The organism is Methanocella sp., assembly GCF_035506375.1.
In the GTDB taxonomy this organism is placed as follows: domain Archaea; phylum Halobacteriota; class Methanocellia; order Methanocellales; family Methanocellaceae; genus Methanocella.
This window is the reverse complement of the sequence record NZ_DATJPM010000039.1, coordinates 19,828-37,140: the sequence shown is the minus strand read 5'-3', so window position 1 is coordinate 37,140 and position 17,313 is coordinate 19,828. Positions and strand designations below refer to the sequence as shown.

Below are 17,313 nucleotides of genomic sequence, written 5' to 3'. Positions count from 1 at the left end.
CATGCAGAGCACGGCCGCGCCCGACTGGCTGGCGGGCCTCGCCAGGCAGCACCCGGATGTGTTCGGCGCCAGCTCCGGCCCGCTGGCGGAAATGGAAGTGCCGCCGGCGTCGTCCCACGAGTCCCGCGTGTACGGGGCGGACGTCCCCCGGGTCCACGTCAAATTTTTCCGCCGAACCCTGGGCCGCACCGGCGTCACCTATGACCCGTGCCGGGAGATGCTCTCAGAGTACGGCATCCTCCGGGAGTTCGAGAAGAACGGGTTCGCCTCGGGCAGGCACAGGGTCGTGAGGGCGCTGGGCGTCAACGAGGGCCTGGACTGCGCGCTGGCCACGGCCTACGTGCCCGGCGAATCATTGCTGTCCATCGTCCAGCGGACGCTGAATGGCGGAGAAGACCGGGAGCTGCTGAGCGCCCTGGACCTGACGGCAGGGCTCCTCCGGAAGATCCACACGCTCATGCCCCAGAGCCCGAAGGTGGACGGCGCCGATACCTTTTACTCGTTTATGAAGCCCCTGTTTTATCTGGAGGACCAGGGCGCCCTGGACGGGTCCCACCGCCGGATCATGAAGGGCCTGAGCCGCTGGCACGGCCGCCGGCCTCTCTTCGAGCAGAGGGGCGTAACCGTCCACGGCGACGCCAACCCGTCGAACTTTAAGATACACGAGGGCATCATTTACGGCTTCGACCTGGAGCGCAGTCGCCCGGGGCGGAGCCCTCTCCTGGACGTGGGCACTATGGTGGCCGAGCTCCAGCACCAATGCGGGTACATTACGAAAGACATGCGGAGGGCTGGGCCCTACGTGGAACATTTTCTGCATGCCTATGCGCCCTCGGCCCTGGAGTCGGACATGATCGAGGGGCTACTTCCGTTCTACGTGGCCCTGGGCTTTTTCAAAATAGCCATGCTGGGATACTGGAAGCGCGACTACAGGCGCTATCTGGTCGAGGCGGGCGCGCGGCTCATCGAGGAGGGGCCATGATCACGACCATACTCTTCGACATTTATGGCACGCTCATCGATATCACCACGGACGAGAACGATCCCGCGTCCTACGATGCGCTGTCGAAGTGGCTCGAGTACAAGTATATTTACGTCTCCGGCGACCAGCTTAAGTGGCTCTATAGGGAGGAGTTCGCACGCCGCCTGGGCTCCGCCGAGGCCCGGAGCCGGGCGGAGGCGGACATCTTCAAGAACATCATAGAGGAGTTCGAGTTACGGGTTGGGGAGCAAAAGGAGATGTACCCCGACTCTGATGTGCGCGAAGTATTCAGGGCAATCGTCATGAAGTTCGCCTCGAGGACGCCCGAGGAGCTGGACCACCTGTCGTCGGACCTCTCCCAGCTTTTCCGGGCCATGACGCGGAAGCGTATCTTTATTTACCCCACGGTGAAGCCGGCACTCGACCAGATGCAGAAGAAGTACCGCCTGGGCATCGTGTCCAACGCTCAGGAGGCGTTCACCATGCCCGAGCTCGGCCTGTACGATCTGACCAGGTATTTTGAAACTATAGTGCTGTCCAGCCAGGCGGGCGTCAAGAAGCCCAACTCCCGGATCTTTACAAGAGCGCTGAGTAGCCTGAACGTGAAGCCGTCCGAGGCCGTCATGGTGGGCAACGACATGACGGCGGACATGATGGGCGCCTCGAAGCTCGGCATGCGCACCATCTTCGTATCCGACAGGCCTGCCCGGGCCATCAAGGGGGTCACGCCCGACGCCGTCGTCCCCGGCATCAATCTATTCCAGGTCCTGGAGCTCGTTGACGCGTGGAATGTAAAATGATACCGAGAAAATTAATATAATTTGTCATATAAAATCATTAATTATGAAGGTCCTCCTGGTCTACATGAACCGCTATCGCCCGATGGCGCCTCCGCCGATCGGCATCGCCTACCTCGTGGAGCCGCTGCGCCGGGAGGGCCATGACGTGAAGGTCGTCGACCTCATGTTCTCCAGGGACCCGGAGGGCGAGCTCAGGAGGGCCATCGCAGGGTTCAGGCCGGACGTCGCGGGGCTGTCCTTACGCAACGTGGACAACCAGGACATGCGCCACACGCAGTACTTCGTGGATGACGCGAAGCGGCTGGCGGGCATCGTTAAATCCGCGGGCGTGACCACGGTGCTCGGCGGCACGGCGTTTACGACGTTCCCGGCCCAGATGCTCGAGTACCTGGGCGCCGACTACGGCATCGCGGGCCAGGGCGAGGAGAGCCTGCCGCGCCTGCTGGCGTCGCTGAACACGGGCAGCCTGGACCGGGGCATACCCGGCCTGGTGTGGAGGGAGAACGGGCATATAAAGGCTAACCCGCCCGACCTTGGAGGATACCGCTCTAAGGCCCGGTGGGACCTGGTGCCCATGAACGGATACGCGAAGGGCTTCCTGGCGGGCGCCGTCGTCACCAAGTCCGGATGCCCGTACCGCTGCGCCTACTGCAACGTGACCACGGCGTTCGGCGGAGAGCTCAGGCCCAGGAACGTGGATGACATCGTGGGCGAGATCCGGGCGCTGAAGGCGCAGGGCACCCGGGTGATTACGCTCACCGACGCCTGCTTTAACACGCCTGCCGGCTACGCCAAAGATGTACTGAGCGCTATCATCCGGTCGGGCCTGAAGGTATATCTGAATACCACCATCGTGCCGGTAGCCGGCCACTTCGACGACGAGCTCCTGGGATTATTTAAAAAGGCCGGAGGAATCTGCGCCTCGCTTGGCGCGGAGACGTTCTCGAGGCGGATGCTGCGGAGCTACAATAAGCCCTTTACGCTGGAGGACGCGCTGGCATGTGCCAGGCTGCTCGACCGCCATAAAATACCGTTCATGGTGCAGGCCCTGTTCGGCGGCCCAGGGGAGAACGCCTCCACGATCAGGGAATCGCTCGATACGCTCCGTCACGTCCATTATGCGAGTTTCACTTACACCATGGGCATCCGTCTGCTGCCCGGCACCCGCCTCTTCGAGACGGCGAAGGGCGAAGGCCTCGTCAATGACGCCTCCGAGCTGTTCAAGCCCAGGTTTTATATCTCCCGGGACCTGGACGTGCAGTGGGCCGAGCGAATGATAAAGAGGACAATGCTCCGCTACTCGTACCGGAACCTGAAGATGCTCCCCGTCAGGGCCAGGCGGGCGCTGGCCGGCATCATCCGGTAAACGACATTTTATTTCCATCTGCGCATATGTAATTAGGGATTTCTGATGATCGAGAGAATATCGCACGTGACCGTCCTGGTCCGGGACTACGACGAAGCGCTGGACTTTTACACAAATAAGCTCGGGTTCGAGAAGGCCGAGGACTCGAAGATGCCCTCGGGCGACCGGTGGCTGACCGTATCGCCGAAGCAGGGGCGTGACGTGCAGATCGTGCTGCAGAAGCCGGGCAAAGCCACGTTCGGCGACCTGACGGAGGAGATGCTCGGGCGGATCGGCCAGGGCACCGCCTGGGCGTTCAAGGTGGACGACTGCAAAAAGACGTGCGACGAGCTCGCGAAAAGAGGCGTGAAGATACTGAGCCCCCCGCAGGACTTCGGGTTCGCCATCGAGGCCATGTTCGCCGACCTCTACGGTAATCCGTATATCCTGATGCAGCCGCCGGCGGGCAGAAAGTAACTTATAGCATGAAAGGATAGATTGTGCCGGATAACATGACGTACAGGGTATTCTGGGCCGATTCGATCGCCGACGAGGTCGTCGAGCGCTATGGAAAGGGCGAGGTCGTGGTCAAGTGCGCCGCGTCCCCCTCGGGCGGCAAGCACATCGGCAACATCAACGACATTCTCAGAGGCTATTTTATCAGCGAGTCGCTAAAGAGCATGGGCGTCAGGACCCGGCACGTCCACACGAGCGACGACCGGGACCCGCTGCGGAAGATCCCGGAGCGCATGCCGGACCGCGAGGGGAAGTGGAAGGTCCTCTCCGAAAAGGAGCTCGGGGAGCTGGGCAAGTACATCGGCATACCCTATGTCCACGTTCCCGACCCGTTCGGCTGCTGCAAGTCGTGGGCCGAGCACTTCAACAAAGTCTGGCTCGACGGCGTCGAGGCGCTGGGCGTCCACGTGGAGGACTTCAGCAACGACGCGCTCTACAGCGAGGGCAGGTTCGAGCCGCCGATGCGGACGATCCTGTCGGACATCCCGCTGGCCCGGGAGGTCATCTCGAAGTTTCAGATGAACACCCCGGCCGACTACATTCCATTTAACCCCATATGCGAGAACTGCGGCCGGATCACGGCGAAGGCGACCGCGGTCCATCTGGACGACTGGGCCGTGGACTACGTGTGCGAGTCGAAATCGCTCGCCGGCGAGTTCGAGGTGCCCGGCTGCGGCCACCAGGGGACCACGTCCCTCAACAACGGCAAGCTCCCCTGGCGCTTCGAGTGGCCCTCCCAGTGGCAGATCTTCGACGTCAGGATGGAGCCCTTCGGCAAGGACCACTACGAGGGCTCGTGGCCGTCAGGGCAGGAAATATCGAAAGTAATTCTCAAAAGGCAGCCGCCCGTATACACCGTCTACGAGTTCTTCCTGATCAACGGGGCCAAGATGTCCACGCGGCACGGCAACGTGTTCATCACCCAGGACATGCTGGAGATCATGGAGCCGGAGACGTTTTTGTACTTCTACTCTCTCAACCCCATGAAGCAGAAGAACCTGGACGTCAAGAACATCAACTTTATTGTCGATGCTTTCGACCGGTTCGAGCGTATCCATTATGACGAGGTGGAGACCCCGGACCCCGAGGAGAAGGAGACCGCGAAGCGCGTATATCCCATGCTGCCCATAGGCCGCCGGAAGGTGCGCATACCCTACACGTTCGCCGCCATGGTGAGCGTCTCGAAGAACGACGAGCACATCATCCGTACGCTCAAAAAGACCGGCCACCTGCCCCAGGACGCCACAAGGGAACAGGAACAGGACGCCCTGACGCGCGTATACAAGGCCGGCACCTGGGCGCACAAGTACGGCCCCGAGGAGTACAACGTCACGATAGCGGAAAAGCTCGAGGTGCCCCCCGACATCGACGCCGCCGAAAAAGAGGCGCTCTCCGAGCTGGCCGACTACATCGAGGCGAAGCACACCGAGGAGGAGACGCAGTACGAGATCTTCGAGATGGCCAAGCGCCGGGGCATCAAGCCCGGAAAGCTGTTCAAGACGGCCTACCTGCTGCTCCTTGGAAAGCCCAGGGGGCCCAAACTCGGGCCGTTCCTGCTGGCGCTGGACACTGACTTCGTCGTGAAGAGGCTGCGCCTCGATGCGTAAGTATTTCCCCCTTTTTCTATTTTTTCTGTTGCTTTTTTATCCTTCGCCATTTAAGATACTAAGGGTATAGAGGACGCCATTTTTCCGCCACAAAGGCACGATATTAAACCGGTAAAATAAAGCATATCCTTCCCATGATCCGGGCCGCACCAGCGTCCCAATTATGGAGAAGTGCCATTAAAGATTTAGCGAGGGCGTGCGGAGCCCGCGATCCGTCACTGCCATAGGGTTAAAGGGTAGTTCGGCGCCTCGTCGGTGATTATGACGTCGTGCGGGTGGCTCTCGGCTATGCCCGATGGCGTGACCCGGATAAACCGGGCCTTCTCCTGCATCTCCTTTATGTTATTCGCCCCGCAGTAGCCCATGGACGCCCGCAGGCCGCCGATAAGCTGGTAGACGATGTCGGCCACGGTGCCCCGGTACGGGATGGCGCCCTCGACGCCCTCGGACACGAACTTTGCCCGGCCCATGTCGCCCTGGGAATACCGGTCGGAACACTCGCCGCCCGCCATTGCGCCAAGCGATCCCATGCCGCGGTACTGCTTATACTTCCTCCCTTTGACCGTGATGAGCCGGCCCGGCGCCTCCTTTGTGCCGGCCAGCAGGTTGCCCAGCATGACGCAGTCGGCGCCCGCCGCGATGGCCTTTGCCACGTCGCCCGAGTAGCGCACTCCGCCGTCGGCGATGACCGGCACGCCCGCGGCCCGGGCCACGTCCGCCGCGCTGGCGACCGCCGTTAGCTGGGGGACGCCCACGCCGGCCACCACCCTTGTCGTGCAGATGGAGCCCGGCCCTACGCCCACCTTGACGCCGTCCGCGAACCCTGCCAGATCCTCGCACGCCTCGGCGGTGGCGATGTTGCCCACGACCACGTCCGCGGCCACCATCTTCTTTATGCGGCGGGCGGACTCGACGACCCGCATGTTATGGGCGTGGGCGCAGTCGACGCAGATCGCGTCCGCGCCGGCCTTGTCCAGGGCCATGGCCCGCTCGATGTCGAAGGGCCCGACCGCGGCCGCGACCCGGAGCTGGTCCTCGCCGTTCTTATTGGCGTTCGGGTACTGCCGCCTCTCGATGATGCTCTGCATGGAGATGATGCCTATCAGGCTGCCCCGGTCGTTTATGATGGGCAGCCTCTCGACCTTGTGCTCGTACATGATGTCGATGGCCTCGTCTATCGTGACGCTCTCCCGGGCGGTGACCACGTCGCGGGTCATGACCTCGACGATCTTTTTGTTTGGGTCGGCCTTGACGATGGGCCGGATGTCCCGGCGGCTTAAGATGCCGACGAGCCGGCCATTCTCGATTATGGGAATGCCGCTGATGCTCTGCTCTGTCATGACCTTCCAGACCGAGTCGATGGTCTGCGACGGGCTGGCGGTCGTCACGTCCCGGGTGAGGATCTCCTCGCCGCGCTTGACCTTCTTTATTTCCTCGACCTGCGCCTCCCGGGCCATGTTGCGGTGGATGACGCCGATGCCGCCCTCCCGGGCGACCGCGACGGCCATCTCGGCCACGGAGACGGTGTCCATGGCGGCGCTGACGATGGGGACGCCCAGGACGATGTTCTTCGAAAAACGGGATTTGACGTCCGCATGGTCCGGTTCAACGTACGACTTGCCCGGGACCAGAAGGACGTCGTCAAAAGTAATACCGAGCGGGGCGTCGAGCTTTTTTAAGAACACTATGGATCACCATACCCTTTTGGGTAAGTATGCCCGAACCCAATATTAATAAATTTCCTCTTTTGGGTTTTTTATAGCGCGTGGGGCGTTCTTAAAAAAATGTCCATGCCGGATGCAGGCGATTTTTATCCCAGCATGGCCTTGAGCTTCCGGACGAGCTCGGGCCGGATGGCCTCGGTGCGGTCCCCGCCGCATACCATGCCCCGGACGCCGATGATGTCCGGCGCGATATTTTTTATCGCCGGGATGTCCTCGAATTTGATGGAGCCCGCGATGGCGCAGTGGAGCCGGTTATCGTGAGCCAGGCCGACGAATCTTTTTAATTCCTCGTTACTCATGAACTCGAAAGTGGACTTGCCGTCCTTGATGCCCGTGTCCACCATGACCACGTCGACGTCGGCCTTCTTCGCTGCCTCCGGCAGCTCATAAGGACTGATGGACCCGATCCTCGAATAATCGGAGTAAGCCGAAGCGACGATGGTCTTTTCAGCGTCGAAGGTGCGGACGGCCCTGGTGATGCCGGCCAGGAGCTCGTAAGCCTGCTCCGGCGTGTGAATGTCGTACAGCCCAACCTTGATGTACTGCGCGCCGGCCACCGCCGCGCCCAGCGCCGCCAGGGAGGCCGTGCCGGGCTTGAAGCCGAAGTCGCCGATGGTCGCGCTCAGCGGTTTCGTTATACTGGACTTGATCTGCGCGATGACCCACGGGAAGTTGGCGCCGAGGGAGCCCTCCTTCGGGTTCTTGACGTCGATGATGTCGGCGCCGCCCTGCTCGGCCGCGATCGCCTCCTGAACGTTCATGGGGCTGACTAATAGCTTCATGTAAACCACCATAATACCGTTTTGGTATTTAATTGTTATCAGGTTGGGCGATTTTCATCATACAGGAGAAGCCCCCGCGGAGCGTACGGTTTCTAATTCGCCATGGCGACACGGCGAACACGGCGTTTATTAAAAATCGGCACGGCGAACCCACGGCGACACGGTTTCCATTTTGTTAATAAGTAAGAGCAAGAATTCGCATCAACGAAACGACACTCCATGAAGGCAAAACGAATGCAAAAAGGTTATAGCGGTTATTCGAGCTTCCTGACGGCGCTGCGCCAGTTCGCGGAGAGCTCGAGCTCCTGCCGGAAATTCAATTTCGCCTGGGCGTCCGTGACAAGGATCTTGTCGCCCACGGAGAGCGCCTCGGCGAAGTTCGCGTGTTCGCCCCAGAACACCACGCGTACCCGCCCCGTCTCGTCCGACACGTGCACGCCGCACAGCCGGCCGAGCTTGCCGTCCTTGGTGGTGAACTCCCGCACGCCGTCGATGCCCGTGACCACGCCCTTGATATTATACGACTTATCCGCCTCTATGTCGCCGATCTTCGTGACCGGCTCCTCGTACTCCACCTTCTTATCGGACTTGCGGATGATGCCGCGGTTTCCGACCTGTATCTCCACGCCGCCCATGGACTCCCGGGTGTAGGCGTGCAAGACCTCGATGGAGTCGCCAGGGTTGAGCGCCTCGATGTCCTTGAGCTTGTTGTCCCAGACGGTCAGGCGGATCTTGCCAGACTCGTCGCCGATCATGATGCCCTGGACCGAGCCCTGGGAACCGTCCTTCCGGTTAAAGGTACGGGGCTCCTGCCTGGACAGGATCATGGCCCGGACGCACACGTTGCCCATGCCCATCCGGACCTCGCTTATGAGGACCATCGGGTCTTTAACGGTTATCTTCGTGCTCTCGTCCCTCGCGATGCCGCCGCCCCGGCCGATGTTCACTTCCAGGCCGCGCTGGCTCTCCTTCAGGTAGCCGCTGACCTTGAGCACGTCGTTCTCTTTTATGTCGCCGGTCATCACTGCGTCTGCGAGCTCGTCCCATAGAACCACTGTGATCTCGCCGGTCTCGTCTGCCACCGTGAGGTTACATACCCGGCCCTCCGTGCCGTCGTTGCGGCTGAACTTCCGGACGTCGGAGGCCCCGGTCACCTTCGCGATGAACTGCACGTTCTTCTTGTCGAGCGTGATCTCCTTTATCTTGATGGCGCCGGCGCCCTCGACGCCCAGGTCGTGGGCCACTAGCAGAGCGGCGGTGTGCTCGTCGCACAGGCCGCCCATGATATCCATCTTCTCGTCCACCAGCTTTTTGAACTCATTCTGGGTGATCTTCCCGTTCAGTTTTTCATAGACTTCAAGCACGTCGGACATATGTAGCACGCTCTTCTACGGTAGGGCTTGACCACTATTAATACTATTGATTCAAAAATCTGGCGGGTGCAACTAACATTCTATTATGGTTAAATTTATAATGACTTCAAGGCATTATGCTACCTTGGATTCACATGTCGAATGACCTCACCATAACGGAAAAGATCTTCACCAGGGCGTCCGGCAGGCCCGTGAGAGCGGGCGATTTCGTGATGGCGTCCATCGACAGGGCTATGACCCACGACATAACGGGTCCCCTCGCCGTCGAGGGCTTCTACGAAATAATGCGGGATGAGGACGAAAAGAAGGTTTGGGACCCTAACAAGATCATTATTTTATTCGACCACCAGGTCCCCGCCGATTCGCTCAACGCCGCTGAGAATCACATTTTACTGAGGAAGTTCGCGAAAGACCAGAAGATCAGGCATTTCTACGACCTGCACGAGGGGATCTGCCACCAGGTCATGCCCGAGAAGGGCCACGTGTTGCCGGGACAACTGGTCGTGGGCTCGGACTCCCATACCTGTGCCTACGGCGCGGTCGGCGCCTTCGGCACGGGCATCGGCTCCACGGACATGGCGGCAGTATTTGCCCTGGGCAAGCTATGGTTCCGTGTGCCGGAGTCGATACGGTTTGAAGTCAATGGCAGGCTCGGGGACCGCGTCTACTCCAAAGATATCATCCTCAAGCTGATCGGGGACGTGGGGGCTGACGGCGCACGCTATAAGGCGTGTGAATATGCCGGCGACGCCATAAAGAGGCTGGATATGTCCCAGCGCATGACGATAAGCAACATGGCCATCGAGATGGGCGGCAAGGCGGGCATCATCGAGCCCGACCGCACGACGGAGAAGTACGTCCAGGAGCGCTCGAAGGGGTACAAACTGGACAGGAATTTGAAGAGCGATAAGGGCGCCATCTACTCAGAGGTCAGGGAGTACGACGCCGGCAGGCTGGAGCCCCAGGTCGCCTGCCCCCACAACGTCGACAATGTGGTCGACGTCGGTAAAGTCGAGGGCAAGAGGATCGACCAGGTCTTCCTGGGCTCGTGCACCAACGGCCGGTTCGAGGACTTGAAGGTCGCGGCCGATATCATGGACGGCCGGCCCGTGGCTAAGGAGGCCCGCATGATCGTCATACCGGCCTCGCACACCGAGTATATGAAAGTGCTGAAGGCCGGCCTCGTAGAGGAGTTCATGAACGCCGGGGCGCTGGTGGAGTCGCCATGCTGCGGCCCGTGCATGGGCGGCTCGTTCGGCCTGCTGGGGCCGGGCGAGGTGGGGCTGTCCACGTCCAACCGGAACTTCAAGGGCCGTCAGGGCAGCCCGGACGCCTTTGTGTATTTATGCAGCCCCGCCACGGCGGCGGCCTCTGCTATCAAGGGCAGGATCACTGACCCGAGGAGCGTGTGACCATGGCAAGGAAAGCGACAAAGAAGCTGGTAATGGAGAGCGCGAAGGACCTCGCGAGGGCCTGGAAGTTCGGGGACGACGTGGACACCGACGCCATCATCCCCGGCAGGTTCTTGATCATCAATGACCCGAAGGAGCTGGCGAGGCACGCCTTCGAGGGCGTGAGGCCGGACTTCAGGCCCTCTCCCGGGGACGTCGTGGTGGCCGGGGAGAACTTCGGCTGCGGCTCCTCGCGGGAGCACGCGCCCCTGGCGCTCAAAGGGGCGGGAATAAAGTGCGTCATCGCGAAGTCCTTCGCCCGCATCTTCTTCAGGAACTCCATCAACATCGGCCTCCCCATGCTGGAGTGCAAGGACGCCGGCCGCATCTCGGACGGCGACATCCTGGAGCTCGAGGGCAATAATATTAAAAACCTTACGAAGAACGAGACTTACAGGACCGTCCCCCTGCCCGAATTTTTAGAGGACATCGTGGATAAGGGCGGGCTCATCGAGTATGCCAGGGCCCTGGTCTCGAAGAAGAGCAGGCCGGCCGCGAAGAAGCCGGCCAAAAAGCAAATGACAAAGAAGAATAGATGAATAGCACTCATACTACTATGGTTCAAGAGGTTACTGGATGACATCGTACAAGATACCGGTGATCCCGGGGGACGGCATCGGCCCCGAGGTCATTGCCGAGGGTAAAAAGGTCGTCGAGGCGGCGGGCGAGGTCTACGGCTACGACGTGGACTGGGTGGTCATGCCCCTGGGCGCCGACCACTACCTGGAGACGGGGGAGACCGTTTCCGAGGACACGCTCAGGGAGCTGGGCGGCTACCGGGCGATCTACCTGGGCTCGCTGGGCGATGAGCGGAAGGTCAAGACGGGCATTCTGGAGAAGGGCGTGCTGCTGAAGATGCGGTTCTACTTCGACCAGTATATTAACCTGCGCCCGGTTAAATTACTGGAGGGCGTGGACACGCCCATTAAAAACAAGACCTCGAAGGACATCGACTTTTACGTCGTGAGGGAGAACACCGAGGACTTCTACGCGGGCATCGGGGGCCGCGGCGTGAAGGGGCTGTCCCACCAGCACTTAAAGCTAATGCGCGAGACGTTCAGCGCCAAGTTCGACCTGGACGTGCTCACGGACAGCGACGAGATCGCCTACCAGATCGGCGTGATAAGCAAAGAGGGCACCTGGCGCATTATCGACTACTCATATAAGCTGGCGCAGCAGCGCCACAAGCACTTATCGAGCGTCGACAAGGCCAACGTCATGACGGACATCTATGGCTTCTGGAGGGAGATATTCCAGGATGTGGGCAAGGGCTACCCGGACGTCAAGACCGATTTTAATTTCGTCGACGCGGTAACCATGTGGTTCGTGAAGAACCCGGAGTTCTTCGACGTGGTCGTGGCCCCCAACATGTTCGGCGACATCATCACGGACCTGGGCGCCATGATCCAGGGCGGCCTGGGCCTGGCCCCGGGCGGGAACATCAACCCGGAGGGCACCAGCATGTTCGAGCCCATGGGCGGCTCCGCTCCCAGGTATAAGGGCCTAAACAAGGTCAACCCCATCGCCACCATCTGGGCCGGCGCGCTCATGATGGAGTATTTAGGGGAAAAGGAGGCGGCCGGCGGCATCCTGACGGCCATCGAGAAGAACCTCGTGGACAGGAAGGTCCGGACTTATGATCTGGGCGGGTCCTCGAAGACGTCGGACGTCGGCTCGGACATCGCCCGAATCGTAAAGGAGCAGGGGCGCGTTTAAGCCCCTTTTACCATTTTATCGATAGTACCTCGGCCCCTGCCATGTATCGGCTATCGCCTGTGCCTCGTAGCATCTCTTGCGGTTTTCAGCCTGGCGTTCTGCCTCTGTCTTCGCTCTCTCGCCGCTGGACAGGCCAATTTTTAGAATAGAATGCGCTATCCTGAAGAACTTATTGACAGCGTGGCCCTGAAATACGGTTGTTAACACATTTTTATCTTTACTGGTGTACATTTCCATGTTCAGCCTCACGGGCTTATTGGCGAATGAAGATGATATCTGTTAAGGTAAAATTTGTATATCGAAAACTTACCTTATGGAAATATGGCTAGAATTTTATCCGGTTTTAACTAATATACGGTAATTTTATTATACTTCAGAGCTAACATACAGATCGATGAGGAAGGACAGGATCGAGGAGCGGATCGCGGGCATCGAGCGGGACATGAAGGAGATGCGCTCGGAACTCCGGCAGGAGATCGCATCCATGGCCGCCGAATTAAAAGAAGCCCAGGTGGCGATGCTCGAGGACATGACGGCGGGATTACAGGACGCCATGTCGGCCGGGTACAGGCAGATCGCCTACGAGATGTCCATCGGGGGCGCGGAAAAGCGGTTTAATGAGGAGATGTGCCACGATTGCCCGCCGACGGAGAGGGACTCGTGCATCGCGCACTTCGTCGAGGAGCACTTACGCAAGGGCATCGACAGCATGGACGGCGCCCCGCAGGAAACAAGGGAAAAGGCGCTGGCCGCCATCGTCGCCCACGACGACGACGATTCCCGGAGCTTCAAGGGCACGGCCTGCGAGCGCTGCCAGTGGATCTACATCGCCGAGCGGGACCGGCTGCTGGGCATGGAAAAGAAGTTCACCGCGTACCGGAACGAAATAGCGGTGAGGCGAAGCCGCACGTATTTCAAGCAGCTTCCGGACGACCTCACCGTGTCAGAGCTCATCGACCCGCTGTCCCACAGGGGCCGGTTCATCATGCTTAAACACCTGACGTCAGGGGGCATGTCGTTCAAGGAGCTGGGCAAGGTCACCGGCTACGGGGGAGGCCACCTCATATATCACCTGAACAAGCTGGCCTCCTCGGGCCTGGTCTCAAAAGAGGACAGCGGCCTCTACCAGATCACTGATAAGGGCATGGGAGTCATGGAAGTCGTCCGGAAAATGTACGGCCGGTAGACAACACTTTTTTATCGTCCGGCAGCCCACATTATCGCGATGACCACGCTACAGCCCCACCAGTTCACCTGCCCGTTCTGCGGCAACAAGTTCGAGTCGCAGATGGTGGCTTCCACGAATTCCTTCGGGAGGCTCCACTCCGACCTCTATAAGGAGGCCGAGGGCCTGCAGCCCGTCTGCTACTTCGTCCACACGTGCGCGAGCTGCGGCTATACGGGCTACGAGGGCGACTTCCAGCCCCAGAGCTTCACGCCCGTTTTCAAGGGAATGCTCGAGGAGAACATCACGCCAGAGATAAAGAAGGTCAGGATCGGCACGAACGGTAACTATTACCTGGCGGCGCTGTGCGCCGAGTGGCGGGGCGCCCCGTTCGCGGTGCTGGCCCGCATCTACCACATGGGGGCCTGGTGCTGCCGCATCAAAGGCGAGAAGGATAATGAGCGTTTCTACCTGGAGAAGGCCATGTTCTACTTCGAGAGGGCGCTGGAGCAGGCCGACGCGCCGAACGAGAACAAAGCCGTGTATACGTACCTCATCGGCGACATCGCCCGGCGCCTGGGCGATGCGGAGAAGGCGAAATCGTACTACGGTAAAGTGGAGCAGGCCTTAAAAGAATGCGGGGGCGAGCCCGGGATAGGGGACTTCGCCCGCCGCCAGCTTACGAGCCCTTCCGATTACTTTTAATCCACCGTGGGCGTGGGAAGCCCGTCATCGGAGAAGCCTCCCTCATCCTGGTTCTCGCCGGATATGCTCAGCAGCGAGGGGTCGAGGCCGGCCACTCCTGGGCTCGAATTTTCAGTAATGGCCGTGGAGGGGGCAGGCGTGGCACTGGCCTGGCCGGGGGCGGCCGAGGGCTGGACGGTCGCGCCCGCCGCCGGCGTGACGGTCGTCACTGCCGCGGGAGCGGTCGTCGGGGTCGATGTCGCTTCGTTCCTCCGGCCCGTGCAGCCCGCGATGAGGCAGGCGGCCGTGAGGAGTATGAGGAACATTGCCAGAACCTTTCTATCCATGAGTTTGACACCTCAAAAGCAGGGGTAATCGAGTTATCCCTGCTTGTTCTGGCTGTTAAGCTCCTTGAGAATCGTCTTCAGCCCGTCGGAAGCGGCCTTCAGGTTGTCCCATATCTGGCTCTGCTGGTCCGAGGTGTAGGGGTTCGTGCCCACTACGTTCAGCGTGCCCTGGGCGCTGGAGAGCTTCGCGTTCGCGTCGGCGAGCTGCTGCTGTATGGTCGCGTTATCCGTGCTGGCGCCGATCTTCGCGCCCGTCGCCGTCAGGGCCGCCAGGTCCGTCTTCGCGAAGAAGTGGTCGCTGTAAGGCTGGCCGTTGCCAAGGCATTTGTCGTGCAGCTCTGCCTTTACGGCATCGGCGTTGCCGGAGCTGATGGCCGACTGCAGAGGTGTGACCACGCTGGACATGGCTTCGGACTTCACGCTCTCCATGCCCGAGACGTCGATGCCCCTGGCGCTCAACTGCGACATGCGCTGATCATCTTTTGACATGGCATCATTATAATAGTTCAGCCGGACGTTGCCCAGCTCGATGATGGCAGCGTCGGTCTGCTGGTCGAAGGTGCTCTTCCGGGCCTGGTAATCGGCCTTGAGCTGCTGCTTCGTCCCGGCGCTGACGCCCCATTCTTTGAATTTAAGCATGTCCGCCTTCAGCGCCGCCATGCCGGACGCCATGTCCGGCTGGACGGTCCCGGTCAGGAAGCTGTTGAAGCCGCTCCTGCCGCCGGAGCTCGCGTAGCCCTTCAGCGTTCCGAGGTCGCTGTTCAGCCTGGTCACGTGCACGTTCAGGTCCGAGGCGTTCGCCACGAGCGTCGCCGTGTCGGCGTAGACGCCCGTGGCGAAGTTCACCCGGGCGCTCACCAGGTCATACCGCGCCTGGAGCAGCTGCTGATCGTAGCCCGTGCTCGCCGCGCTCGCGCTCATCGCCAATGCCGGTATGGCCAGCATCATGGCGAACAGCACAGCCGTCGCCGTGATACTGACCCTTTTCATCTGGATCTTCATCCTATTTTCCTCCCTGTGATCGATTATCTGCAGAGGCCCTCCTTTCTGGAGAGCGCCGCACTACAATCCATCCAGGGGAAGGGGATTATAAAAGCATGCTTGCTGCTGTCAGGCTTTATAAGCTTTATACATAACCCGATAGCTTATTACGGCTTTAGTTTGCTTTAAATATCTTCAACATGCCATATCCTCGTCTAATAAACTATTTAGAACAAGATTTACCGGGGCGAGCCTTCATTCCCCAAAGTTTACGATGGACACGTCGCCGGACTGCAAATCAACAACGGGGATGCGGGCAGGGTCCGGCTGTATGTTCATCCGCTTCTGGAACTCGGTCTGGGACTGCCAGGTGCCCGAGTTGACCAGGGTGACCCCCCGGTAGCGGCATACTCCCACGGTATGCACGTGGCCGCTGTGCATGATGTCCGGCAGCGGGTCGATGACGAAGTGGTCCTTTGCCTCGGGGGCGATCATGACCTTGCCGCCGTAGATGGGCGACAGGTGCCGGCGTTTCAATAATTCGACCATGGCCTTCTCCGGCCTCGCATAGGAGACGCCGGGCAGGTTCGAGACCAGGTCATCAAGCGAGCGGCCGTGGTAGATGAGTAGCCTGACCCCCTCCATTTCAACTGCAGACGGATTACCGGCGAAGGTGATGCTGGGGTGCCTGAACATGCGCTGCATTTCCTCTAAAAGCGCCGGCTGGGGCTCGGCCTGCCTCACGGCATCGTGGTTACCGGGAGTGATGATGATCTTCAGGCGCTTCGGGAACTGGTCGAAGTACTCGGCGGCCTTCCGGTACTGGTCGTAGATGTCCATGATGCGGAGCTCCTTCTCCTGGCCGGGGTAGACGCCGATGCCGTCCACAATGTCCCCGGCGACCACCACGTACTTCAGCCTCGACACCAGGTCGTGCTGCGTCTCGAGATCCCCGTTCAGCCAGTCGATGAACCGCATCCAGGGGTCTTCCAGGAAGGTGTTGCTGCCGATGTGCACGTCGGAGATGAGGGCCGCGGCGCAGGGCTCCTCCGCCCGGCGGGGCACGTTGGTGTTGGGCACGTCTGGGTAGGCTATGCCCGTGGCCATGAGCAGCCCGCCCTCCCGCAGGGTGCCGGTGACGCCGACCACCTCGTCCAGAAGGAGATGCGCATTGAAAAAGTCCTTATCCTTCGAGATGAGCACGCTCACCGAGCCCGTGCGGTCCTCCAGCTCGACGAGCCGGTTGCCGTTGGCCGTGTCCCGCAAGTCGGACACCATGCCGATGACCGCTACCTCGGCCTTCTCGCCCCGGGACAGGCTTTTCTTCTTAAGGCTCTCGATGGGGCGGGAGCTGATGCGGTGGCGCATCATGTCCCCGAGCCGGCCGTACCGGTCACGGAAATATCCCACGAACTCGTCGTAGTCCCCGATACAGGTCGAGTTGTTGGTGATGTCCGACAGTATCTTCAGCGTTGGCTTACGGGAGATAAGCCCTGAGGGCACGCCCATCTGCCCCGCGGGCACACCCATCTGCCCCATGAGCGCGACCTTATTTTGCGAGGCAACGCCGATTTGCAGGGAGCGGGCCACGTCGTCCCGGGAGATGGTCAGCGCCGCGGGGTCCAGGCATGAGACGAGCCGGTCCACTATCCCGGGGTCCGGGTCCTGGCCCAGGGCGTCGAGGGCGTCGGGCTCGACCATGTATCCCTTTGACGCAAGCGCTTTTACGATTTCAATGCCGTGCATATGCTTACATGCCAATCATAGGCGAAACGGCTTTAAGGTTTTGCCTCGCCATAAGAACGTTTATATTATATAAAAAATATAATAAAATGCAATA

General features: G+C 60.3%; 17 protein-coding genes. 10 read left to right on the top strand and 7 right to left on the bottom strand.

Going from position 1 to position 17,313, the window contains the following annotated elements:
• The first annotated feature begins 1 nt into the window (after position 1).
• Genes VMC84_RS04945 through lysS form a run of 5 tightly spaced genes read left to right on the top strand, consistent with a single transcriptional unit; the run spans position 2 to position 5,250 of the window.
• Entirely contained in the window at positions 2–982 is a 981-nt protein-coding gene (locus VMC84_RS04945) for a phosphotransferase (RefSeq protein WP_325378695.1), read from the top strand.
• Positions 979–1,782: an HAD family hydrolase gene (locus VMC84_RS04940; RefSeq protein WP_325378693.1), complete on the top strand. Its 804-nt coding sequence runs from the start codon at positions 979–981 to the stop codon at positions 1,780–1,782. Before VMC84_RS04945 ends, VMC84_RS04940 begins: the two co-directional genes overlap by 4 nt.
• Positions 1,783–1,825: 43 nt before the next feature.
• Positions 1,826–3,148 (top strand): B12-binding domain-containing radical SAM protein, encoded by a 1,323-nt coding sequence (locus tag VMC84_RS04935; protein WP_325378691.1) that lies wholly within the window; start codon positions 1,826–1,828, stop codon positions 3,146–3,148.
• Between the two features lie 45 nt (positions 3,149–3,193).
• Complete coding sequence (locus VMC84_RS04930; RefSeq protein WP_325378689.1) at positions 3,194–3,604, top strand: VOC family protein; 411 nt, start codon at positions 3,194–3,196, stop codon at positions 3,602–3,604.
• A 35-nt stretch (positions 3,605–3,639) separates the two neighbouring features.
• Entirely contained in the window at positions 3,640–5,250 is a 1,611-nt protein-coding gene (gene lysS, locus VMC84_RS04925; protein ID WP_325378686.1) for a lysine--tRNA ligase, read from the top strand.
• 215 nt (positions 5,251–5,465) lie between these two features.
• On the opposite strand, the gene guaB is transcribed toward lysS, so the two are convergent.
• The 3 genes from guaB to VMC84_RS04910 form a co-directional block, all read right to left on the bottom strand.
• Positions 5,466–6,935, bottom strand: coding sequence for an IMP dehydrogenase (gene guaB / locus VMC84_RS04920; protein ID WP_325378684.1), 1,470 nt, complete (start codon positions 6,933–6,935; stop codon positions 5,466–5,468).
• A gap of 125 nt (positions 6,936–7,060) precedes the next feature.
• Positions 7,061–7,756, bottom strand: coding sequence for a (5-formylfuran-3-yl)methyl phosphate synthase (locus VMC84_RS04915; protein WP_325378682.1), 696 nt, complete (start codon positions 7,754–7,756; stop codon positions 7,061–7,063).
• Between the two features lie 254 nt (positions 7,757–8,010).
• A complete protein-coding gene (locus tag VMC84_RS04910) occupies positions 8,011–9,129 on the bottom strand; it encodes an OB-fold nucleic acid binding domain-containing protein (RefSeq protein ID WP_325378680.1) in 1,119 nt (372 codons plus the stop codon).
• Between the two features lie 134 nt (positions 9,130–9,263).
• Between VMC84_RS04910 and VMC84_RS04905 the strand changes: the two genes are divergently transcribed.
• Genes VMC84_RS04905 through VMC84_RS04895 form a run of 3 tightly spaced genes read left to right on the top strand, consistent with a single transcriptional unit; the run spans position 9,264 to position 12,296 of the window.
• Positions 9,264–10,541 (top strand): 3-isopropylmalate dehydratase large subunit, encoded by a 1,278-nt coding sequence (locus VMC84_RS04905; protein WP_349256745.1) that lies wholly within the window; start codon positions 9,264–9,266, stop codon positions 10,539–10,541.
• A gap of 2 nt (positions 10,542–10,543) precedes the next feature.
• The gene (locus VMC84_RS04900; RefSeq protein WP_325378676.1) at positions 10,544–11,119 is read left to right on the top strand and encodes a 3-isopropylmalate dehydratase small subunit; all 576 of its coding nucleotides are present in this window, start codon (positions 10,544–10,546) and stop codon (positions 11,117–11,119) included.
• Positions 11,120–11,156: 37 nt separating this feature from the next.
• Entirely contained in the window at positions 11,157–12,296 is a 1,140-nt protein-coding gene (locus VMC84_RS04895; protein ID WP_325378674.1) for an isocitrate/isopropylmalate dehydrogenase family protein, read from the top strand.
• A gap of 15 nt (positions 12,297–12,311) precedes the next feature.
• Here VMC84_RS04895 and VMC84_RS04890 read toward each other — a convergent pair whose 3' ends face one another.
• Complete coding sequence (locus VMC84_RS04890; RefSeq protein ID WP_325378672.1) at positions 12,312–12,533, bottom strand: hypothetical protein; 222 nt, start codon at positions 12,531–12,533, stop codon at positions 12,312–12,314.
• A gap of 157 nt (positions 12,534–12,690) precedes the next feature.
• On the opposite strand from VMC84_RS04890, the gene VMC84_RS04885 reads away from it, so the two are divergent.
• Positions 12,691–13,482, top strand: a complete 792-nt coding sequence (locus VMC84_RS04885; RefSeq protein WP_325378670.1) for a winged helix-turn-helix domain-containing protein — start codon at positions 12,691–12,693, stop codon at positions 13,480–13,482.
• A gap of 39 nt (positions 13,483–13,521) precedes the next feature.
• On the top strand, positions 13,522–14,166 hold the full coding sequence (locus VMC84_RS04880) for a DUF2225 domain-containing protein (RefSeq protein WP_325378668.1): 645 nt from the start codon (positions 13,522–13,524) through the stop codon (positions 14,164–14,166).
• Here VMC84_RS04880 and VMC84_RS04875 read toward each other — a convergent pair.
• From VMC84_RS04875 to VMC84_RS04865, 3 genes are all read right to left on the bottom strand, one after another.
• On the bottom strand, positions 14,163–14,492 hold the full coding sequence (locus VMC84_RS04875; RefSeq protein ID WP_325378666.1) for a hypothetical protein: 330 nt from the start codon (positions 14,490–14,492) through the stop codon (positions 14,163–14,165). The two genes, VMC84_RS04880 and VMC84_RS04875, sit on opposite strands and share 4 nt — an antisense overlap.
• Before the next feature lie 33 nt (positions 14,493–14,525).
• The gene (locus VMC84_RS04870) at positions 14,526–15,494 is read right to left on the bottom strand and encodes a hypothetical protein (protein ID WP_325378664.1); all 969 of its coding nucleotides are present in this window, start codon (positions 15,492–15,494) and stop codon (positions 14,526–14,528) included.
• A gap of 234 nt (positions 15,495–15,728) precedes the next feature.
• Positions 15,729–17,219, bottom strand: a complete 1,491-nt coding sequence (locus tag VMC84_RS04865) for a DNA-directed DNA polymerase II small subunit (protein WP_325378662.1) — start codon at positions 17,217–17,219, stop codon at positions 15,729–15,731.
• Positions 17,220–17,313: the final 94 nt, after the last annotated feature.